The following is a 20,552-nucleotide window of genomic DNA, read 5'->3' as shown; positions in this document are numbered from 1 at the left end:
TCGTGGGCTCTGTCGTGTTATCGGTTTTCCGGTGAATCGGTGCGGCTCGGCAACCACACATCCGGGGCGATAGTCGAGGTTCTGCGCCCGTTCTGATCGAGTACGTGACCGAGCAGTTTGCGCAGGTGCAGCACGATGGATCGTTCGGTGACGTAAAGCCCCGAAATCTCCTTGCGCAGACGAATTTCGAATGCATCGAGTTCGGCAGGAGAATGCAGCCACAACTGAACCACCAGGTTGTCGGCGCCCACCACCGCGAAACAGTTTCGGACTTCCGGCGCTCGGCTCAGTAATCGGCCCGCAGTATCGAGAAGTTCGGGTTCGACGCGGCACCACAGTGTGGCGAGCACGGGAAGCCCGGCCAGCGGCCGGGCAAATTCACACCGCAGCGCCACCAACCCCGAAGACGTGAGCCGGTCGATCTGGCGTTTGCACGCAGCCGGACTGACACCGATCGCGTCGGCCAACTCCTTCATGGGAGTGCGCCCGTCGTAGGCGAGGATCGTGAGAACCTTGCGATCCTTTTCGGAAATGCCGGTCGACCGAGCGCGCACGGCAGTACGGTTTTCGCTGGTGGTCAGCACACCCTTCTCGGACGGTGCCAGCGCATTGAGTCTCCATCGCCCACCTTCGGTGAACCAGCGTGTGATGATCGAGGTTCGTGTCGCGAGTACGCCGTCGATGGTTGCGATCTCTTCCGAGATGAAGCGCGACATCGACGCCAAGTCTGCAGTACCGGCTGTGACGAGCAGATCGGCTCTACCTGTTGATACTTCGATGGTCACGGCGTGGGCCAAGACGGTGAGACGTGCCGCGACGGTGTCGAGAAGTTCTGGTGAGCAATCGATTTCGATGATCGCTGTGACGATGGTGCCCAGCACCTGTGGCCCCGGAGTAACCGTGACCCAGGCCAACGACGATTCGGACAGTCGATTCCAACGCCGGGCGAGAGTCGCGGCGTCGAGTTCGAGTGGGCCGGCCAACGCAAGCCACTTCGATCGCGGTGCGAGCTGCAGCGCATTGATTATCCTCAGATCGATTTCATCTATCCCGCGATCGTTGTCGGCATCGAGTGCGCTCATAACGTCATTATCCTGCACATTGCCGCAAGATTCGAACTATCTGCGACGCTCGACCCATGAGCACAGAGGGCAAGTACGCGCTGATCGGAGCGGGTCCGTCTGGATTGGCCGGCGCACGAAACCTCGATCGAGCCGGCATAGCGTTCGACGGCTTCGAGAGCCACGACGACGTCGGTGGGCTCTGGGACATCGACAACCCGCACAGCACCGTCTACGAGTCGGCGCACCTCATTTCGTCGAAGGGCACCACCGCATTCGCGGAGTTCCCGATGGCGGATTCGGTTGCCGACTACCCGAGCCACGTCGAACTTGCCGAGTATTTCCGCGACTACGCCGATACCCACGATCTTCGCAAGCACTTTGCCTTCGGCACTACCGTCATCGACGTTTCGCCGGTCGATTCGCTGTGGCAGGTCACCACGCGTAGTCGCAGCGGTGAGACGACAGTCGCGCGGTATCGAGGCGTGATCATCGCGAACGGAACGCTGTCGAAGCCGAACGTACCGACGTTCCGGGGCAACTTCACCGGCACGTTGATGCACACGAGCGAGTACCGCAGCGCCGAGATCTTCCGCGAAAGGCGGGTACTGGTCATCGGAGCGGGCAACAGTGGATGCGACATCGCCGTCGATGCCGTCCACCAGGCCGAGTGCGTCGATTTAAGCGTTCGGCGAGGCTACTACTTCGTCCCCAAGTATCTGTTCGGACGACCCTCGGACACCTTGAATCAGGGAAAGCCGTTGCCGCCGTGGATCAAACAACGCGTCGACACCTTGGTACTCAAGCAGTTCACGGGAGATCCGGTGCGGTTCGGATTTCCGGCACCGGACTACAAGATCTACGAATCGCATCCGGTCGTGAACTCGTTGATCCTGCACCACATCGGGCACGGTGACGTGCACGTGCGCGCTGACGTCGACCGGTTCGAGGGGAAGACGGTGCGGTTTGTCGACGGATCGTCTGCCGACTACGACCTCGTTCTCTGCGCCACGGGGTATCACCTCGACTATCCCTTCATCGCGCGCGAGGACCTGGACTGGTCGGGTGCTGCCCCGGACCTGTTCCTCAACGTCGCGAGTCGCCGCCACGACAATCTCTTTGTTCTCGGCATGGTCGAAGCATCCGGTCTCGGGTGGCAGGGCCGTTTCGAGCAGGCCGAGTTGGTGGCCAAATTGATCATCGCACGTACCGAAGCCCCCGCCGCGGCACGGGAATTCTCGGCGGCGGCGGCCGGTCCTCCTCCCGATCTGTCCGGGGGATACAAGTACCTGAAGCTGGGACGAATGGCCTACTACGTGAACAAGGACGCCTACCGATCGGCGATCAGACGGCACATCGGACTGCTCGATGCCGCTCTGACGAAGGGAGGACAGTGATGCCGATCGACGACGTGGTGCTCAACTTCAACCCGGGATCGTTGATGATCCTCAACGTGGTGCTGGCCGCGATCATGCTGGGGATCGCCCTCGACACCTCGGTCGACGACTTCCGTCGTGCGCTCACCAAACCCAAGGCGATGGCGGTGGGTATCGCTGCCCAGTTCCTGCTGCTGCCGGCAGTGACCTTTCTGCTGACGCTGATTCTCTCGCCCGCTCCCTCGGTAGCGCTCGGCATGATCCTGGTGGCGTGCTGCCCGCCGGGCAATATCTCGAATGTCCTGACTCACCGGGCGGGCGGCGACGTCGCACGCTCGGTGTCCATGACGGCGGTGTCGAACGTCCTCGCGATCTTCCTCATGCCGCTCAATCTCGCGTTCTGGGGGAGCCGACGCCCGGAGACCGACGCTCTGTTGCAGTCCGTGAACCTGAATGCGCTCGAGATGGTCGCGCAAATCGCCCTGATCATCGGCGTGCCGTTCGTTCTCGGCATCTGGGCGGCACAAAAGTTCCCGGAGATCGCCGCGAAAGCGCAGCCTTGGGTGAAAAACGGTTCGTTGGTGGCGTTGTTGATCTTCATCGTCGCGGGTGTGTCAGGGAATGCGTCGTACTTCGTCGACTACATCGGGGTGGTACTGCTCGCGGTCTTCCTGCACGACACGGTTGCCCTCGCACTGGGATACTTCTGCGGCGCCGTCACCGGGTTGAACGAATACAGCCGTCGCGCCGTCTCTTTCGAGGTCGGCATCCGCAATGCCGGACTGGGGCTTGGCCTGGTGTTCACGTTCTTCGACGGGCTCGGTGGCATGGCCGTCGTGGCCGGCTGGTGGGGGATCTGGGACATCATCGCCGGGTTGGCTCTGGCGACGATCTGGTCCAAGCGACGCGCCCGAAAGGCGGTACCGGCATGACCGTCGCACTCGTCACGGGCGGGAACGGGTTCCTGGGTACCGCTGTCATCGACGCACTGATCGCGCAGGGCATCACCGTCGTCTGTGTCGACCTCACCGTCAAGGACACGCCGGACGATCGCATCCGCCGCGTTAGGGCGGACGTCTGCGACCCCACAGAATTGGGGCGGGTGTTCGGTCAGTACCGACCGAACGTCGTGATCCACCTTGCGTCCATCGTGAATCCCGGCAAGAACACGACAGCAGAGCAGGAGTACCACGTCGACGTCGACGGGACACGAAACGTGCTCGCGGCCTGCGTCGAACACGGGGTTGGACGGATCGTCGTGTCTTCGTCCGGAGCGGCGTACGGCTACCACTCCGACAACCCACCGTGGATCACCGAGGACGTACCTGTCCGAGGCAACGACGAATTCACTTACAGTCGCCACAAACGCCTGGTCGAAGAGATGCTCGCCGAATATCGCGTCGAACACCCGGAGTTGGAACAAGTTGTCTTCCGGATCGGCACGATCTTGGGTGAGAGCGTCGACAATCAGATCACCGCGTTGTTCGATCGCCGCAAGCTGCTCAAGGTTGCCGGGAGCGACAGCCCCTTCGTGTTTGTCTGGCACACCGATGTCGCGGGCGCTTTTGCGGAGGCCGTGACCGGAAACCAAGTGGGCATCTTCAACGTCGCGGGCGACGGCGCGCTGACCGTCGACGAGTTGGCTTCCCGGATGGGCAAGCGCACGGTGACGCTTCCTGCATGGCTGTTGCGAGGCGTTCTACGCGTCGGACGGCGATTGGGCGTAACGGAACACGGTCCGGAGCGGGTCGGATTTCTCCAGTACCGACCCGTTCTCGACAATCGGCGGCTCAAGGAACAGTTCGGGTACGTCCCCGAATATTCGAGCGAGGACGCGTTTGCCGCTTACCTCGCCTCACGCTGACCCCTTCGGCAGACAGTCGTGGAAGGATCGGAGTTGTCCGTCGGCATTTCGAGAAGGGACTGACAGTGTCACGAAATGATGGGCCCGAACATGATGGGTCCGAGCACGATGGGTCCGAGCACGATGGGTCCGTGCACCAGGTAGTCGAGGCCGCCAGTGCACTCGACGACAAGGACTTCCTCGCGGTCGTCCGCGCAGTGGTCGAGCGTCGTCCGAGCTTGTCGGTCCTTCTTTCCGTGGTGGACACCGCTGCCGCGAGCCTCGAGCCGCACCGTGTAGAGGACGACAACACGATCACCGACGCCGAAGAAGTCGAACTGCCCGACACCGTTGTGGAGGTCGACGAGATAATCGACGTCCCGGTGGTACTTGCGACCGACCCGAGAGTTCCCGAACCCGACTACACCGAAGGGGGAGTCCCCACTTTCGACCGTGTCCGGGAGAAGATAGAGGGGCGCTTCGGTACTTCCATAGGTTCGGCCGAATTGGCACACGAGAGTTCTGCCGGAAAGTCCGTCGACGAGCAGTGGGACGAGCGCCAGAAGGCCGCAAAAGCCAAGCTCGAGGAGATCCGGCGATCCATGGGTAAGTAATTATGCATTCCGATGCACAATGATGCATACTGTGTGACATGACTGAAGGTGGTACGACCGAGAACGCACGCAAGCCGATCAGAGTCGCCGTTGCCGGCGCCAGTGGGTACGCCGGTGGTGAGGTTCTGCGTCTGCTCCTCGGGCACCCGTCCTACGCCGACGGCAGTCTGGTGATCGGTTCGCTGACCGCCGGTGGCAACGCCGGTTCGACGCTCGGTGAGCATCATCCGCACTTGCTCCCACTCTCTTCGCGGGTACTCGAAGAGACCACTGTCGAAATCCTCTCGGGTCACGACGTCGTCTTCCTCGGTCTCCCACATGGAAATTCGGCTCAGTACGCCAAGTTGCTGCCCGAGTCGACGGTCATCATCGACTGCGGCGCGGACTTCCGGCTGCAGGATCCCGTAGCCTGGGAGAAGTACTACAAGAGCACTCATGCCGGTACCTGGCCATACGGTCTTCCTGAATTGCCCGGTGCCCGTGAGAAATTGGTAGGCGCAACCCGCATTGCCGTTCCGGGCTGCTACCCGACGGCAGCGAGCCTCGCGCTGGCCCCCGCCGTTGCCGCGGGGATCGTGGACTCACACGTGAACGTGGTTGCGGTCAGTGGCACTTCGGGCGCCGGCCGGGCGCCGAAGGCCGATCTGCTGGGTTCCGAGGTCATGGGCTCCGTCCGCGCATACGGTGTCGGAGGTGTCCATCGCCACACCCCTGAGATCATTCAGAATCTCTCGGCCGCAGGCGGCAAGGACATCAGTGTTTCTTTCACTCCAGTCCTCGCGCCCATGCCGCGCGGCATCCTCGCGACCTGCACGGCAGCCACCACGGCCACCGAAGAGCAAGCGCGCGAAATCTACGAAAAGGCATACAACGACGAGCCGTTCATTCACGTGCTGCCTGCCGGAGTCTTTCCGCAGACCGGTGCCGTGACCGGATCCAATGCCGTGCAGATCGGGGTCACCGTTGACGCCGACGCCGGTCAGCTCGTTGTCATCTCGGCAATCGACAATCTCACCAAGGGCACCGCCGGTGGCGCGGTGCAATCGATGAATCTCGCCCTTGGCCTACCCGAGACCGCAGGTCTCTCTACCGTGGGAGTAGCTCCGTGAGCACCGACAATCCGCAGCAGATCGACAACGCAACCGAGCCTGACGCGACCGTTGCAGACGTGGTTCACGTCGCCGGGGGACGGCTGCTCCGCACACAGGGCGTCACCGCACCTGCCGGATTCCGCGGTGCCGGAATTGCTGCCGGTATCAAGAAGAGTGGCAAGTCGGACCTCGCATTGGTGCTCAACGAGGGACCCGATCTGGCCGCTGCCGGTGTCTTCACCCTGAACAAGGTCAAGGCCGCTCCGGTGCTGTGGTCTCAGCAGGTTTTGACGACGGGCAAGCTGCGCGCGGTCGTGCTCAACTCGGGCGGCGCAAACGCGTGTACCGGTGCAGGCGGATTCCAGGATGCGCACAAGACTGCCGAGGAAGTTGCCTCGGCACTGAGCAATTGGGGAACCGAGACGGGCGCGATCGAGGTCGCCGTCTGTTCGACCGGCCTGATCGGTGACCGCTTGCCCATGGACAAGCTGATCCCCGGTGTCACCGAGGTAGTGCACGAACTGGCCGGCGGAATCTCCGGCGGCACCGACGCGGCATACGCGATCATGACCACCGATACCGTGCCGAAGCAGGCGTCGCTGCACCACGCGAACAAGTGGAACGTCGGCGGAATGGCCAAGGGTGCAGGCATGCTCGCGCCCGCACTGGCGACGATGCTGTGCGTCGTCACGACCGATGCTGTCGCAACGGCCGAGCAGCTCGATACCGCTCTGCGCGCCGCCACCCACCTGAGCTTCGATCGCCTCGACGTCGACGGCGCCACGTCCACCAACGACACGGTGCTCCTGTTGGCCTCCGGCGCCAGCGGTGTCACACCGACCCAGGACGAACTCAACGCCGCGGTCTTCGCAGTGTGCGACGATCTCGCGGATCAGTTGATGGCAGACGCCGAGGGCGTCACCAAGCGGGTCAAGGTGACGGTGCGCGGCGCAGCGTCCGAGTCCGATGCGTTGATCGGCGCTCGGACCATCGCCCGCGACAGCCTGGTCAAGACGGCACTGTTCGGATCCGATCCGAACTGGGGCCGCGTCCTCGCAGCAGTGGGTATCGCTCCCATCGAGCTCGATCCCGATCGAATCAGTGTGTCCTTCAACGGGAGTCCCGTCTGCATCGACGGCGTCGGCGCTCCGGGAGCGCGTGAGGTGGACCTGAGCGGGATCGACATCGAACTCGACATCGACCTGGGAATCGGCAACGAGTCCGTGAGCATTCGCACCACGGACCTCTCGCACGCGTACGTCGAAGAGAACTCGGCGTACTCGTCATGACCGAGACGTATCCCGTGATCAGCGAGCATCAGAAGGCGCATGTCCTCGCCGACGCGCTGCCGTGGCTGCAGCGATTCCGAGACAAGGTGGTCGTGGTCAAGTACGGCGGAAACGCCATGATCGACGAGACACTCAAGACGGCCTTCGCCGCGGACATGGCGTTCCTGCGGACTGTCGGCATCCACCCCGTCGTCGTGCACGGCGGCGGCCCGCAGATCAACGCGATGCTGGCACGCCTTGGCATCAAGGGTGAGTTCCGCGGTGGTTTCCGGGTCACGACGCCCGAGGTGATGGACGTCGTCCGGATGGTGCTCTTCGGTCAGGTGGGCCGTGAACTCGTCGGCCTGATCAACGCGCACGGTCCGTACGCGGTCGGTATCTCCGGTGAAGATGCGCACCTGTTCACCGCTACTCGACGCACTGTTGCGGTCGAGGGGGAGCAGACCGACATCGGCCTGGTCGGAGACGTCACCACCGTGAACCCAGACGCGGTACTCGATCTCATTGCGGCAGGACGCATTCCGGTGGTCTCGACCATCGCGCCCGATGCCGACGGCGTCGTCCACAACATCAACGCCGATACCGCCGCTGCCGCACTGGCCGAGGCGATCGGTGCCGAGAAGCTCGTTGTCCTCACCGACGTCGAAGGCCTGTACACCGATTGGCCGGACCGATCCTCGCTGGCCACCGAAATCGACACCGACGCCCTGGCCCAGTTGTTGCCGAGTCTCGATGCCGGCATGGTGCCCAAGATGGAGGCCTGCCTTCGCGCGGTGCGCGGAGGTGTGCCGTCGGCGCACGTGATCGACGGCCGGCTCGAACATTCAGTCCTACTCGAACTTTTCACCGGTGAAGGAATCGGCACGATGGTCGTGCCCGGCTCCTCGGTCGCCGGTCCCCAGCAGGGAGCTACTTCATGAGCACGATCGATCTGCAGCAGCGGTGGTCCGCTTCGCTGATGAACAATTACGGCGTACCCCGGGTTGCTCTCGTCCGCGGTGACGGCGCCGTACTCACCGACGCCGACGGCAAGCAGTACGTCGACTTCCTTGCCGGAATCGCCGTCAACATCCTCGGACACGGACATCCGGCCGTCGTCGAAGCCGTCACTACTCAGGTGTCGACACTCGGCCATGTTTCCAACCTGTACGCCAGCGAGCCGGTCGTCGAGTTGGCGGAGCAGTTGCTCGCTCATCTCGGCAACGTCACCGGGCGCGCGTTCTTCTGCAACTCCGGTACCGAGGCGAACGAGGCTGCCTTCAAGCTCGCACGCGCTACTGGCCGGAAGAAGATCATCGCGGCCGAGGGCTCTTTCCACGGTCGCACGATGGGGGCACTCGCTCTGACGGGTCAGCCGGCCAAGCGGGCGCCGTTCGAACCGATGCCCGCCGGTGTCGAGTTCGTGCCGTACGGCGATGTCGAGGCTCTGGAGCGGGCAGTCGATTCCGACACCGCTGCTGTGTTCCTCGAACCGATCATGGGTGAGGGCGGCGTCGTGGTGCCACCCGAGGGATACCTCGTCGAGGCTCGGCGGATCACCGCCGAACGCGGGGCGCTGCTCGTACTCGACGAAGTTCAGACCGGCATCGGCCGGACCGGCTGGTTCTACGCACATCAGGCAGTCGGCATCGTGCCGGACGTCATCACTCTTGCGAAGGGACTCGGCGGCGGAATGCCGATCGGCGCCTGCATCGCGACCGGAGCAACGGCAGAGTTCTTCGGACCGGGCAAGCACGGTACGACGTTCGGTGGCAATCCGGTGTGCGCTGCGGCGGCGCTTGCCGTGCTGAAAACCATTGCAGCGGAAGACCTGATCTCACGCGCCGACAGCTTGGGCAAATCGATCTCGGCGGGCATCGAAGATCTGGGCCATCCGTTGGTCGACTACGTACGGGGATCGGGACTGTTGCTGGGTGTCGTGCTGACCGAGGACGTCGCGCCGGCGGTGGAAAATGCCGCGCGCGAAGCCGGGTACCTTGTGAATGCAGCGCAACCCGGAGTGATCCGGTTGGCGCCGCCGCTCATCCTCACGGATGAGCAGGCCGAGACCTTCGTGGCAGCACTACCTGCCATCTTCGACAGTGCACTATCGGCTGACCAGCCGGGGGAGAAGTGACTACCGTGGTGAAACACTTTCTCAGGGACGACGATCTGACTCCGGCGCAGCAGGCCGAAGTTCTGGAACTCGCTGCGATTCTCAAGAAGGACCCGTTCGCTCGGCGTCCACTCGAGGGTCCTCGCGGAGTCGGCGTCATCTTCGAGAAGAACTCGACGCGTACACGTTTCTCGTTCGAGATGGGCATCGCGCAGATGGGCGGCCACGCCGTCGTCGTCGACGGGCGCAGTACCCAACTCGGTCGTGAAGAGACGTTGGCGGACACCGGACGCGTACTCTCCCGCTATGTCGACGCCGTCGTGTGGCGCACGTTCGGCCAGAAGCGCTTGGAGCAAATGGCAACGGGTGCAACGATTCCCATCGTCAATGCGTTGTCCGACGAATTTCATCCCTGTCAGGTTCTGGCCGATCTGCAAACGCTGATCGAGCAGAAGGGTGAGCTCAAGGGACTGAAGCTGACCTACCTGGGCGACGGCGCCAACAACATGGCTCACTCGCTGATGCTCGGCGGAGTCACCGCAGGCATCGACGTCACCATCGCAAGTCCCGCTGGCTTCGAACCGGCGGACTGGGTAGTAGCAGCAGCGCGCACACGCGCCGCGGAAACCGGTGCAACCATCACGCTGACGCAGGACCCGCAGGCCGGCGTCGTCGGTGCCGACGCGTTGGTCACCGATACCTGGACCTCGATGGGTCAGGAGAACGACGGGCTCGATCGGGTCGGACCTTTCCGCCCGTTCCAGATCAACAAGGAACTGCTCGCCAAAGCAGATCCGAAGGCTGTCGTCCTGCACTGCCTGCCGGCCCATCGCGGCGAAGAGGTCACCGACGAGGTTCTCGACGGACCCCAGAGCGTCGTCTGGGACGAGGCGGAGAACCGTCTGCACGCCCAGAAGGCGTTGCTCGTGTGGCTGCTGGAACAGCGAACCCAACTGGACCAGGCGTGAGCGTCGCTCCCACTCGGGCCGGTCGCCAGTCGCGCATCATCGCGCTGCTGGCGGCGCATCCCGTCCGAAGTCAGACGGAGTTGGCGGCGTTGCTCGGTGCCGAGGGCATCGAAGCGACGCAGGCCACCCTCTCGCGTGACCTCGAAGAGCTGGGAGCGGTGAAACTGCGTGCCGCTGACGGCGGCGCCGGTGTTTACGTGGTGCCGGAGGACGGGAACCCGGTACGCGGTGTGTCCGGCGGTACCGACCGCCTCTCACGGCTGTTGGGTGAGCTGTTGGTCTCCACCGATTTCAGCGGCAACATGGCGGTTCTCCGGACACCGCCGGGAGCCGCGCACTACCTCGCGAGCGCACTGGATCGGTCCTCGATGCCCGACATCGTGGGAACGATCGCCGGAGATGACACCATCTTCGTGGTGGCCCGAGAACCGCTTTCCGGAGCGGAACTCGCGGCCATGATCGAATCGCTCGCCTGACCCCTTATTCTTTGATAGAGATTTTCAACCGAAGGAGCACAAAAACCATGGCCGATCGCGTCGTACTCGCCTACTCGGGCGGGCTGGACACTTCTGTTGCCATCAGTTGGATCGGTAAGGAGACCGGCGCTGAAGTTGTCGCCGTCGCCATCGATCTGGGGCAGGGTGGCGAGGACATGGAGGTCGTGCGTCAGCGCGCGATCGACTGCGGCGCAGTCGAATCCGTTGTCGTCGACGCTCGCGACGAGTTCGCGGACGAGTACTGCCTGCCGACCATTGCGGCCAACGCCCTCTACATGGACCGCTACCCGCTGGTCTCGGCCATCAGCCGTCCGCTGATCGTCAAGCACATCGTCGAAGCTGCACGCTCGCACGGCGGCACCATCGTCTCGCACGGTTGCACCGGGAAGGGCAACGACCAGGTTCGCTTCGAGGTCGGATTCGGCGCCCTCGCGCCAGACCTTCAGGTCATCGCACCGGTCCGCGACTACGCCTGGACCCGCGAGAAGGCCATCGCCTTCGCCGAAGAGAACAACATCCCGATCAACGTCTCCAAGAAGTCGCCGTTCTCGATCGACCAGAACGTCTGGGGCCGCGCCGTCGAAACCGGCTTCCTCGAGGATCTGTGGAACGCACCGACGAAGGACGTCTACGACTACACCCAGGACCCGACGGTCAACTGGAACGCGCCCGACGAGCTCATCATCAGCTTTGACAAGGGTCGCCCGGTTGCCATCGACGGCCGCCCGGTGTCGGTTCTCGAAGCCATCCAGGAACTGAACAAGCGCGCAGGCGCTCAGGGCGTCGGTCGCCTCGACGTCGTCGAGGACCGTCTCGTGGGCATCAAGAGCCGTGAGATCTACGAAGCTCCCGGCGCCATGGTTCTCATCACCGCGCACCAGGAACTCGAGCACGTCACCCTCGAACGCGAACTCGGTCGCTACAAGCGTCAGATGGAGCAGCGTTGGTCCGAGCTGGTCTACGACGGCCTCTGGTTCTCGCCGCTCAAGGACGCACTGGATACGTTCGTCAACAAGACGCAGGAGCGCGTCACCGGCGACATTCGTCTCTTCCTGCACGGTGGAGCCATCACCGTCAACGGTCGTCGTAGCCCCGAGTCGCTCTACGACTTCAACCTCGCGACGTACGACGAGGGCGACAGCTTCGACCAGTCCGCATCGAAGGGCTTCGTCGAGATCCACGGTCTGTCGTCGAAGGTCGCCGCGAAGCGCGATCTGGGACTCTGAGCCATGACGGCTCACGGTGACGGAGACGCCCAAAAACACGGCACCAACGAAGGCGCGCTGTGGGGCGGACGGTTCGAGTCCGGACCGGCCGCTGCCATGGCGGCGCTGAGCAAGTCGACTCACTTCGACTGGGTCCTCGCTCCGTACGACGTGCGGGCGTCGCAGGCGCATGCTCGCGTACTGAACAAGGCAGGCCTGCTCAGCGAGGCCGACCTCGCAACAATGCTCGACGGTCTCGACCGTCTGGCGGCCGATGTTGCCAGTGGCGCCTTCGGACCGAGTGATTCGGACGAGGACGTACACGGCGCACTCGAACGCGGTCTGATCGAGCGTGTCGGGCCTGAGGTCGGCGGACGCCTGCGTGCTGGTCGTTCGCGAAACGACCAGGTGGCCACGCTGTTCCGAATGTGGCTTCGGGATGCGGTTCGCCGCATCTCCACCGGTGTTCTCGACGTGGTCGACGCATTGGCGACTCAGGCCGGGGCTCACCCGGATGCCGTGATGCCGGGCAAGACGCACCTGCAGGCTGCTCAACCGGTCTTGTTGGCACATCACCTGCTCGCCCATGCGCATCCGCTGTTGCGCGACGTGCAACGTCTTCGCGACTTCGACGTACGAGCTGCGGTGTCCCCGTACGGTTCCGGTGCACTCGCCGGTTCCTCGCTCGGTCTCGACCCCGAAGCCATTGCAGCGGAATTGAAGTTCGACAGCTCGGCCGAGAACTCGATCGACGCAACCGCTTCGCGTGATTTTGCGGCCGAGGCAGCGTTCGTGCTTGCGATGATCGGTGTCGATCTCTCCCGCATGGCGGAAGAGATCATCATCTGGAGCACACCGGAATTCGGCTACATCACGCTTGCCGACGCGTGGTCGACAGGTTCGTCGATCATGCCGCAGAAGAAGAATCCGGATGTCTCGGAACTCACGCGCGGTAAGTCTGGTCGTTTGATCGGTAACCTCACCGGCCTGCTGGCGACGCTCAAGGCTCAGCCGCTGGCGTACAACCGCGATCTGCAAGAGGACAAGGAACCGGTCTTCGACTCGGTTGCGCAGCTGGAGATGTTGCTCCCGGCCATCACCGGCCTGGTGCAGACTCTCGAGTTCCACACCGCGCGTATGGCGGAACTTGCTCCGGCAGGGTTCACGTTGGCCACCGACATCGCGGAGTGGATGGTGCGCCAGGGCGTGCCGTTCCGGGTTGCACACGAGGCTGCTGGAGCGTGTGTGCGTGTCGCCGAAGCGCGAGGCGTCGGACTCGAAGATCTCACGGACGAGGAACTGGCCGGCGTCGACAGTGCGCTGACACCCGCTGTTCGTGAGGTGCTGACAGTCGAGGGTTCCATCGCTTCGCGTAATGCGCGAGGCGGCACCGCGGGGGTGCGGGTAGCAGAACAGTTGGACGGAGTCCGAGCAGTGGCGCAGTCGCTGCGGGAATGGACCCTCTGACCTTGCGGTCACGAGTGTTTCCCCTCTCTTTTCGGCAGTAGTCCTTCGGTCGTACGCGGTCAGGGAGCAGAATTTGCTCCCTGACCGCGTACGCGTATTCGTCGTCAGTAGGCTTGTTGCGCGCGGGAAAAATGAGACTGACGTCACATGGTGAGTAACTTGGGAGTGAAATGGTGGGATTGAATTCCAAGTCTGTGCTGGGCCCGATTCGTCGGGTGGTTGCGACAGCACAAAACGGCCTCGAGGTCGTCCGGTTGGGTGGGCTGGAAACGGATGCGACCACGTCGCCGTTCGAGATCGTCGAGCGCGCAGCGATGTACCGGCTTCGCCGCTACTTCCCGGACAGCGATCCGGAAAACGTCGGTGCACCGATCGTGCTGATCCCGCCGATGATGATGTCGGCGAACGTGTACGACGTGACTCGCGACCAGGGTGCTGTGGGAATTCTGCACGAGATGGGCCTGGACCCCTGGGTAGTCGATTTTGGTTCGCCCGACTCCGAAGAGGGCGGTTGGGATCGCAATCTCGCCGATCACATCATCGCTCTCAGCGACATCATCGACCACATCCACCGTCACACCGGTAAAGATGTTCACATCTCCGGCTATTCGCAGGGCGGCATGTTCGCCTATCAAGCTGCCGCGTATCGGCGTAGTCGAAACATCGCCAGCGTCATCACCTTCGGCAGTCCGGTCGACACACTCGCCGCGTTGCCCTTCGGTATCCCGGCCGGATTGGCCACCAAGGGTGCGGATTTCCTCGCCGATCACGTCTTCAATCGCCTGGCGGTCACCGGGTGGATGGCTCGCACCGGGTTCCAGTTGCTCGATCCCGTGAAGACGTTGAAGATGCGCGTCGACTTCCTGCTTCAACTGCACGACCGTGAGGCTTTGCTGCCGAGGGAGCAGCAGCGACGCTTCCTCGCGACCGAGGGTTGGGTCGCGTGGTCCGGGCCCGCGGTTGCCGAACTGCTCAAGCAGTTCATCGTGCACAACCGAATGATGACCGGTGGTTTTGTCATCAAGGATCAATTGGTCTCGCTCGCCGAGATCACCTGCCCCATCCTGGCATTCGTCGGCGAGGTCGACGACATCGGTCAACCTCAGGCGGTCCGTGGGATCAGCCAGGCGGCACCGCGAGCCAAGGTCTACGAATCTACTTTGCGCGCAGGTCATTTCGGTTTGGTTGTCGGTTCCACCGCGGCCAATCACACCTGGCCGACCACCGGTGAATTCGTGCAGTGGACCGAGACGGGTGGACCCCTCCCGGACCGTATCGCGAACATGGTCTACGGCGCCGACCTCGAAGACCAGACCGGTGTGTCGATCAGCAATCGGATCATCCACACTGTCGCCTCGGTCGCTGAAGTAGGTGCAGGAGTCACCAAGGGAATCAGTGACCTTGCAGCTGGTGCGTTGCGCGGGACTTTCGAATTGTCCGGTGAAGCGGCACGCGCGTTGCCACGTCTGGCGCGACTCAACCAAATTCAGCCGCACACCAAGATCTCGCTGAGTCAATTGCTCGCGGAGCAGCGTCGAAAAGCGCCGAACGGCGAGTGCTTCCTCTTCGACAATCGTGTGCACACCTATGAAGCGGTCAACGCCCGCATCGACAATGTCGTGCGTGGATTGATTTCCGTGGGAGTGCGTCCGGCAGCGCACGTCGGTGTCCTGATGGAGACCCGCCCCAGCGCGCTCGCGGCCATCGCGGCCCTGTCGCGCCTTGGTGCCGTTGCCGTCATGCTTCCGCCGGGGTCCGACATCTCGGCGGCGGTCAAGCTGGGATCGGTTGATCGGATCATCACCGATCCGGAGAACGTCGACGCTGCGGTGGTCACCGGTAGGCCGGTCTTGGTACTCGGCGGCGGCGATGCTCGAGGCCTCGAGGTGGATCCGTCACACGACGTGATCGATCTCGAACAAATCGATCCGACGAAGGTCAATCTGCCCGGTTGGTACCGGCCGGATCCCGGCGTCGCCCGTGAACTCGCATTCATCATCTTTGCGGAATCGGGCGGTGTGCTCGAAGCCAAGCAGATCACCAACTACCGGTGGGCATTGTCTGCCTTCGGAACGGCCACGGCGGCAGATCTCGATCGCGGTGACACCGTGTACTGCCTTGCACCACTCCATCATTCGTCGAGTCTGCTCGCGACCATCGGTGGCGCCATGGCCGGTGGCTCACGGATTGCGCTCTCACGCGGACTGAATCCGGCTCGATTCGTCGAGGAAATCCATCGCTACGGTGTGACCGTCGTGAGTTACACGTGGTCGATGATGCGCGAGATCCTCGACGAGGATCTTCTTCTCATCGACGGTAGCCATCCGGTCCGACTGTTCATCGGTTCGGGAATGCCCCACGGGCTGTGGAAGCGGACCACGGAGGCGTTCGACCCCGCGCAGGTGCTCGAGTTCTATGCGTCGACCGAAGGTGACGTGATTCTTGCCAATGTCGCGGGCTCCAAAGTTGGTTCCAAGGGCCGCCCGTTGCCGGGTAGCGCGCAGGTGCGGTTGGCGGCATACGACCCGCTGAGTGGTCGGCTCCTCGAAAATGGAAACGGATTTGTCCGTGAGTGCGCCGAAGACGAAGTCGGGTTGCTACTCGGGCGCGCGGGATTCACTGCCGATCTCTCGGGCGGAGCCATGCGGGGACTCTTCCAAGCGGGTGATTCGTGGATTCCCACGGAGAATCTCTTCCGCCGGGACGCCGACGGCGACTACTGGCTGATCGATCACAAGAACACGGTCATTTCGACGCTCCGCGGTCCCGTGTTCACCCAGCCGATCGTCGACGCGTTGTCGAGTGTGGCGCGGGTGGATCTTGCCGTCGCATACGGCGTCGGTGACGCGCCGCATCAGCTGGCGGTCGCTGCCGTGACATGGCGTCCGGGGCGGCAGTTCCGTTCCGCCGAGCTTGCGGAGGCTCTCTCGCGCATCGCTTTTGATGCGCGCCCGGATATCGTGCACGTGGTAGACGAGATCCCGGTGGGTTCGTCGTACCGTCCGAGTTCCACTGCGTTAGCTGCGGCCGGATTGCCGGCGCCAGGACCACGGACCTGGTTCCTCGATTCCGAGACGCAGTCGTACAAGCGGCTGACCAAGGCAATTGCCGCGCAGTTGATGCCGACGAGGGTGGGCACCGGAGCACGGTAGCCTGAGGACATTCTGTTTGATCGGTTCGAGAGGACTCACGTGGCTATTGATTCGACGTTGCTCAGCATTTTGGCCTGCCCCCAGGACAAAGGCCCGCTGTTGCTGGTCGGGGACGAGTTGCTCTACAACCCGCGCCTGCGGCGTGCATACCCGATCGAGAACGGCATTCCCGTTCTGTTGATCGACGAAGCACGCGATGTGGCGGACGACGAGCACGAGAAGTTGCTCGCGCGGGCTGAAGGCTAGATCGGTAATTCACCGGTCAGGTACCGCTGGAGGTTCGGAGCCACCAGCGGTACCAACGCGTCAACGCTCAATGATGCGAGTGGTTCGAGTCCGAGCACATATCGCGTGACCAGCAGTCCGGCCATCTGAGATGCCACCAATTCCGCTCTGATCAAGCCGGTACCAGGTGGTGTGTCCACCCGCGGAATGATGTCGCGCAATACGACATCGAGCAGAAAGCTCTGGATCAGCTGCGATCCGTCGCCGGAAACCGCCGATCGAAAAGCCGCCATAATCGCCGGCTGGTGTTCCGATTCCCACAGCCCGATCACTGCTCTGAGTAGATTTTCGCCGAGATTTTCGGTCGGAGAGGCGTGAACCGGTCCCAATACCTGGACTGGATCGATCGGTAGCGCGATCGCAGCGGTGAACAACTGCTCCTTGCTTCCGAAATGATGATGAATCATGGCCGGATCGACGTCAGCGGCCGCAGCTATCGATCGAACGGTTGTTCGTCGAAAACCGTTCTGGGAGAACGCCCGTCGCGCCGAATCGAGGATCTGCGCGCGAGTCTCCGACTTGCCCGGTCGTCGCCCCGAGCGTGCGGGCGCCGTGTCGTTGTCGGTCATGGAGTGCGGCGATCGAGTGTTGCCGCGGCCAGCGAGAGTGCTGCGGCGGCGAAGCCCGCCATGACGGCGAGATCACGCCACATCTGACCCGTCGCGTCGGCATGCATCGATACTTGTTGAAGTGCGTCGACGGCGTAGCTCAAGGGGAGGACGTTGCTGATCCATTCGAGCCAGGTCGGCAATTGGTCGCGGGGCACGAGGAGTCCGCAGAGGAACAGTTGGGGGACCACAACTACCGGCATGAACTGCACCGCTTGGAACTCGGTCTTCGCGAATGCGCTGGCCAACAGGCCGAGCGCAACGCCGAGTATTGCGCCGAGAACTGCAATGACGATGACCCAGGCAAGACTGCCGGCGATGGTGAGTCCGAGAAATCCGAAAGCAACCGCGCACGCGAGAGCGGCCTGAGCGGCGGCCGAGAGCGAAAATGCCGCGCCGTATCCCGCCAGAAGATCGAGTTTGCCCATCGGGGTAGTGAGCAGGCGTTCGAGTGTTCCTGAACTGCGTTCGCGCTGCATGGCGATGGACGTGACCAGGAACATGACCACAAACGGCAAGATTCCCAGCATGGTGATCGCCACGCGTTGGAACAGTGAAACCTGGCCGGGCGGCGTGGGTACGTCTTGGTAGAGGAAATACAGCAAAATCATCAACAACGACGGGACCAACAAGATCATGGCCACCGTGCGATGGTCCTGGCGGAGCTGAAGCAGAATGCGTACGGTCGTAGCACCGAAGATCCTGATGCTCATGATATTTCGCCTCCGACGGGTGAAGTCCGAATCAGCTCGAGAAAGGCGTCCTCGAGCCGTTCACATCTGGTTTTGGCGCGCAATTCATCGGGTGTGAGTTGAGCGAGGAGATGCCCGTCTCGCATCAGGATCAGTTCAGCGCAGTGGTCGGCCTCATCCATGACGTGGCTGGAGACCAACAGGGTGGTTCCGCTGCGAGCAAGGTCGGCAAATCGTTCCCACAATTCGACACGAAGCACCGGATCGAGACCAACGGTCGGTTCGTCGAGGATCAACACATCAGGTGATGCCACCAACGCGCATGCCAGCGAGACTCGACCGCGTTGACCTCCGGACAGATCGGCGGCGGTCTGGTCGGCGTATCGGCTCAATCCGACGGCGTCGACCGCTGCTGCGACGTCTTCGCCGGACTTGCCGTACAGAGCGCCGAAGTACTGGACGTTTCGAGTGACCGTCAGGTCGCCGTACACGCTGGGGGATTGGGTGACGTATCCGACCCGGCGGCGAAGAGCAACGGACCCCGCGAGGTCGCCCAGGACTCTGACCTCACCACTTTCGACGACCTGGGTTCCGACTATCGCGCGCATCAGGGTTGTCTTGCCGCAGCCGGACGGGCCGAGCAGTCCGGTGATCGATCCTGCCGAAACCTGCAGGTCGAGTGAGTGAAGAACTTCGTGCTTGCCGCGAATGACTCGTAGTCCGCGGATGTCTATTGCCGGCGTGGTGGTCACGGTTCGCCTCATTTCGATAATTCATCACTTGTTGAATTATGCGACTCGGCCGACCGATGAGTCAACGGCGTGGGCACAATCGAAGGGTGAGTATCGAGACCTTGGAAAATGTGAAGAACCCGTTGGAAGCGGGCCTGACAATTCTCGGCTCGACCCTGATCGTCGACGACATCTCGCTGAGGATTGTCGAGGTCGAGGCGTACGGAGGGGAGAAGGACGGGCCCTGGCCAGATCCGGCAGCACATTCGTATCGGGGGCAAACGCCGCGGAACAGCGTGATGTTCGGGCGGGCGGGCCGTCTCTACGTCTACCGCAGCTACGGAATGCACTTTTGTATGAACATCTCGTACGGCCCGGATGGTGTCGCGGGTGGTGTTCTGCTCCGAGCGGCCGAAATCGAGGCCGGTCACGATGTGGTGTCTGCTCGGAGATCGCCGGATCGACCATCTCACCAATGGGCCAGAGGGCCAGGTAATCTCGGCGCTTCCGTTGCAATCACGTTGGCGGACAACGGAACAGACGTGTTCAACCCTGCCTCGCGGGTTCGGCTCGAATTGGGGGAGTCGAAGGAATGGGTCAGTGGACCGCGGGTGGGGGTCAGTACTGCGGCCGAGGTCCCGTGGCGCCTCTGGATTCCGGACTCGCGAGCTGTGTCCGCGTACCGCCGAAGCCCGCGAGCGCCGGTCATTTCGTGAAGATGGGATGATCGAGTCCGTGACTGAGAATATTCTCGACGAACTGACCTGGCGTGGGCTGATCGCCCAATCAACTGATCTCGACGCTTTGCGTAAAGATCTCGAGGCCGGACCGGTCACGTTGTATGCGGGCTTCGACCCGACCGGACCGAGCCTGCACGCAGGTCATCTGGTTCCGCTCCTCGCGCTCAAGCGGTTTCAGCGTGCCGGTAACCGTCCGATCGTTCTTGCCGGCGGCGCAACAGGCCTGATCGGTGATCCCCGTGACGTCGGGGAACGGACGATGAACTCCGCCGATACCGTTGCGGACTGGGCAGGTCGCATCCGTGGTCAGCTCGAACGATTCGTGGATTTCGACGATTCACCGACGAGTGCGGTCATCGAGAACAACATGAACTGGACCGGCAAGATGTCGGCCATCGACTTCCTGCGTGATGTCGGCAAACACTTCTCCGTGAACGTCATGCTTGCGCGTGACACCGTGAAGCGTCGTCTCGAGTCGGACGGGATGTCGTACACCGAGTTCAGCTACATGCTGCTCCAAGCCAACGACTACCTGCACTTGCGACGCGATCTCGGCTGCACTCTGCAGGTCGGTGGGTCCGATCAGTGGGGCAACATCATCGCGGGCGTCGAACTCAACCGTCGTGTCGACGGCGAGAGTGTTCACGCAATGACCGTTCCGCTGGTGACCTCGGCTGATGGGAAGAAGTTCGGAAAGTCGACCGGTGGCGGAAGCTTGTGGCTCGACCCCGAGATGACCAGCCCGTACGCGTGGTACCAGTACTTCGTGAACACCGGCGACGCCGACGTGATCAAGTACCTGCGCTGGTTCACGTTCCTGACCGCAGACGAACTCGCG

The 20,552-nt window shown here is 62.8% G+C and carries 20 protein-coding genes (1 of these 20 cut by a window edge); 16 read left to right on the top strand and 4 right to left on the bottom strand.

Features of this window, described 5'->3' with window-relative positions; translation table 11 throughout:
• Positions 1-17 precede the first annotated feature (17 nt).
• The gene (locus GJB56_RS08790) at positions 18-1,082 is read right to left on the bottom strand and encodes an Lrp/AsnC family transcriptional regulator (RefSeq protein WP_113684192.1); all 1,065 of its coding nucleotides are present in this window, start codon (positions 1,080-1,082) and stop codon (positions 18-20) included.
• Between the two features lie 56 nt (positions 1,083-1,138).
• Between GJB56_RS08790 and GJB56_RS08785 the strand changes: the two genes are divergently transcribed.
• From GJB56_RS08785 to GJB56_RS08720, 14 genes are all read left to right on the top strand, one after another.
• Positions 1,139-2,458, top strand: coding sequence for a flavin-containing monooxygenase (locus tag GJB56_RS08785; protein WP_113684191.1), 1,320 nt, complete (start codon positions 1,139-1,141; stop codon positions 2,456-2,458).
• A complete protein-coding gene (locus tag GJB56_RS08780; protein WP_113684190.1) occupies positions 2,458-3,369 on the top strand; it encodes a bile acid:sodium symporter family protein in 912 nt (303 codons plus the stop codon). Before GJB56_RS08785 ends, GJB56_RS08780 begins: the two co-directional genes overlap by 1 nt.
• Positions 3,366-4,301, top strand: coding sequence for an SDR family oxidoreductase (locus tag GJB56_RS08775; protein ID WP_113684189.1), 936 nt, complete (start codon positions 3,366-3,368; stop codon positions 4,299-4,301). The genes GJB56_RS08780 and GJB56_RS08775 overlap by 4 nt, the downstream gene beginning before the upstream one ends.
• A 131-nt stretch (positions 4,302-4,432) precedes the next feature.
• Positions 4,433-4,894: a hypothetical protein gene (locus tag GJB56_RS08770; protein ID WP_113684188.1), complete on the top strand. Its 462-nt coding sequence runs from the start codon at positions 4,433-4,435 to the stop codon at positions 4,892-4,894.
• Between the two features lie 38 nt (positions 4,895-4,932).
• Positions 4,933-6,003: an N-acetyl-gamma-glutamyl-phosphate reductase gene (argC, locus tag GJB56_RS08765; protein WP_113684187.1), complete on the top strand. Its 1,071-nt coding sequence runs from the start codon at positions 4,933-4,935 to the stop codon at positions 6,001-6,003.
• Positions 6,004-6,062: 59 nt separating this feature from the next.
• On the top strand, positions 6,063-7,274 hold the full coding sequence (gene argJ / locus GJB56_RS08760; RefSeq protein ID WP_020907877.1) for a bifunctional glutamate N-acetyltransferase/amino-acid acetyltransferase ArgJ: 1,212 nt from the start codon (positions 6,063-6,065) through the stop codon (positions 7,272-7,274).
• A complete protein-coding gene (gene argB / locus GJB56_RS08755) occupies positions 7,271-8,194 on the top strand; it encodes an acetylglutamate kinase (protein ID WP_113684186.1) in 924 nt (307 codons plus the stop codon). The genes argJ and argB overlap by 4 nt, the downstream gene beginning before the upstream one ends.
• Positions 8,191-9,390: an acetylornithine transaminase gene (locus GJB56_RS08750; protein ID WP_113684185.1), complete on the top strand. Its 1,200-nt coding sequence runs from the start codon at positions 8,191-8,193 to the stop codon at positions 9,388-9,390. Before argB ends, GJB56_RS08750 begins: the two co-directional genes overlap by 4 nt.
• Positions 9,387-10,337, top strand: a complete 951-nt coding sequence (gene argF / locus GJB56_RS08745; RefSeq protein WP_019748605.1) for an ornithine carbamoyltransferase — start codon at positions 9,387-9,389, stop codon at positions 10,335-10,337. The genes GJB56_RS08750 and argF overlap by 4 nt, the downstream gene beginning before the upstream one ends.
• Positions 10,334-10,813: an arginine repressor gene (locus tag GJB56_RS08740; protein WP_019748604.1), complete on the top strand. Its 480-nt coding sequence runs from the start codon at positions 10,334-10,336 to the stop codon at positions 10,811-10,813. Before argF ends, GJB56_RS08740 begins: the two co-directional genes overlap by 4 nt.
• 47 nt (positions 10,814-10,860) lie before the next feature.
• Positions 10,861-12,060 carry an argininosuccinate synthase gene (locus GJB56_RS08735; protein WP_007736221.1) on the top strand — a complete coding sequence of 400 codons (1,200 nt, stop codon included), beginning with the start codon at positions 10,861-10,863 and terminating at the stop codon, positions 12,058-12,060.
• Positions 12,061-12,063: 3 nt separating this feature from the next.
• Positions 12,064-13,506: an argininosuccinate lyase gene (argH, locus tag GJB56_RS08730; protein WP_029255450.1), complete on the top strand. Its 1,443-nt coding sequence runs from the start codon at positions 12,064-12,066 to the stop codon at positions 13,504-13,506.
• 170 nt (positions 13,507-13,676) lie between these two features.
• A complete protein-coding gene (locus GJB56_RS08725; protein WP_113684184.1) occupies positions 13,677-16,658 on the top strand; it encodes an acyl-CoA synthetase in 2,982 nt (993 codons plus the stop codon).
• A 39-nt stretch (positions 16,659-16,697) separates the two neighbouring features.
• Positions 16,698-16,904: a Trm112 family protein gene (locus GJB56_RS08720; RefSeq protein WP_003944045.1), complete on the top strand. Its 207-nt coding sequence runs from the start codon at positions 16,698-16,700 to the stop codon at positions 16,902-16,904.
• Here GJB56_RS08720 and GJB56_RS08715 read toward each other — a convergent pair.
• Genes GJB56_RS08715 through GJB56_RS08705 form a run of 3 tightly spaced genes read right to left on the bottom strand, consistent with a single transcriptional unit; the run spans position 16,901 to position 18,995 of the window.
• Positions 16,901-17,512 carry a TetR/AcrR family transcriptional regulator gene (locus GJB56_RS08715; protein WP_113684183.1) on the bottom strand — a complete coding sequence of 204 codons (612 nt, stop codon included), beginning with the start codon at positions 17,510-17,512 and terminating at the stop codon, positions 16,901-16,903. The genes GJB56_RS08720 and GJB56_RS08715 overlap by 4 nt on opposite strands.
• Positions 17,509-18,264, bottom strand: a complete 756-nt coding sequence (locus tag GJB56_RS08710) for an ABC transporter permease (protein ID WP_003944033.1) — start codon at positions 18,262-18,264, stop codon at positions 17,509-17,511. Before GJB56_RS08710 ends, GJB56_RS08715 begins: the two co-directional genes overlap by 4 nt.
• On the bottom strand, positions 18,261-18,995 hold the full coding sequence (locus tag GJB56_RS08705) for an ABC transporter ATP-binding protein (protein ID WP_113684212.1): 735 nt from the start codon (positions 18,993-18,995) through the stop codon (positions 18,261-18,263). The genes GJB56_RS08710 and GJB56_RS08705 overlap by 4 nt, the downstream gene beginning before the upstream one ends.
• An 86-nt stretch (positions 18,996-19,081) precedes the next feature.
• On the opposite strand from GJB56_RS08705, the gene GJB56_RS08700 reads away from it, so the two are divergent.
• Entirely contained in the window at positions 19,082-19,690 is a 609-nt protein-coding gene (locus GJB56_RS08700; protein ID WP_020969717.1) for a DNA-3-methyladenine glycosylase, read from the top strand.
• Between the two features lie 19 nt (positions 19,691-19,709).
• Positions 19,710-20,552: the 5' portion of a tyrosine--tRNA ligase gene (tyrS, locus tag GJB56_RS08695; protein WP_020907871.1), read on the top strand. It continues 435 nt past the right edge of the window; the window shows 843 of its 1,278 coding nt (coding positions 1-843); the start codon lies at positions 19,710-19,712; its stop codon lies off the right edge, out of view.

The sequence above is a fragment of the Rhodococcus sp. AQ5-07 genome (assembly GCF_009707305.1).
GTDB classification, from domain to species: Bacteria; Actinomycetota; Actinomycetes; order Mycobacteriales; family Mycobacteriaceae; genus Rhodococcus_F; species Rhodococcus_F erythropolis.
Note: the sequence above shows the minus strand (reverse complement) of the source record. Positions and strands in the feature narration are given on the sequence as shown.

Bases quoted from the DNA above. Each gene is read 5' to 3' on its own strand.
- GJB56_RS08790 (WP_113684192.1), bottom strand. From the start codon at position 1,082: ATGAGCGCACTCGATGCCGACAACGATCGCGGGATAGATGAAATCGAT.
- GJB56_RS08785 (WP_113684191.1), top strand. From the start codon at position 1,139: ATGAGCACAGAGGGCAAGTACGCGCTGATCGGAGCGGGTCCGTCTGGA.
- GJB56_RS08780 (WP_113684190.1), top strand. From the start codon at position 2,458: ATGCCGATCGACGACGTGGTGCTCAACTTCAACCCGGGATCGTTGATG.
- GJB56_RS08775 (WP_113684189.1), top strand. From the start codon at position 3,366: ATGACCGTCGCACTCGTCACGGGCGGGAACGGGTTCCTGGGTACCGCT.
- argC (WP_113684187.1), top strand. From the start codon at position 4,933: ATGACTGAAGGTGGTACGACCGAGAACGCACGCAAGCCGATCAGAGTC.
- argB (WP_113684186.1), top strand. From the start codon at position 7,271: ATGACCGAGACGTATCCCGTGATCAGCGAGCATCAGAAGGCGCATGTC.
- GJB56_RS08750 (WP_113684185.1), top strand. From the start codon at position 8,191: ATGAGCACGATCGATCTGCAGCAGCGGTGGTCCGCTTCGCTGATGAAC.
- GJB56_RS08735 (WP_007736221.1), top strand. From the start codon at position 10,861: ATGGCCGATCGCGTCGTACTCGCCTACTCGGGCGGGCTGGACACTTCT.
- argH (WP_029255450.1), top strand. From the start codon at position 12,064: ATGACGGCTCACGGTGACGGAGACGCCCAAAAACACGGCACCAACGAA.
- GJB56_RS08725 (WP_113684184.1), top strand. From the start codon at position 13,677: ATGGTGGGATTGAATTCCAAGTCTGTGCTGGGCCCGATTCGTCGGGTG.
- GJB56_RS08715 (WP_113684183.1), bottom strand. From the start codon at position 17,512: ATGACCGACAACGACACGGCGCCCGCACGCTCGGGGCGACGACCGGGC.
- GJB56_RS08710 (WP_003944033.1), bottom strand. From the start codon at position 18,264: ATGAGCATCAGGATCTTCGGTGCTACGACCGTACGCATTCTGCTTCAG.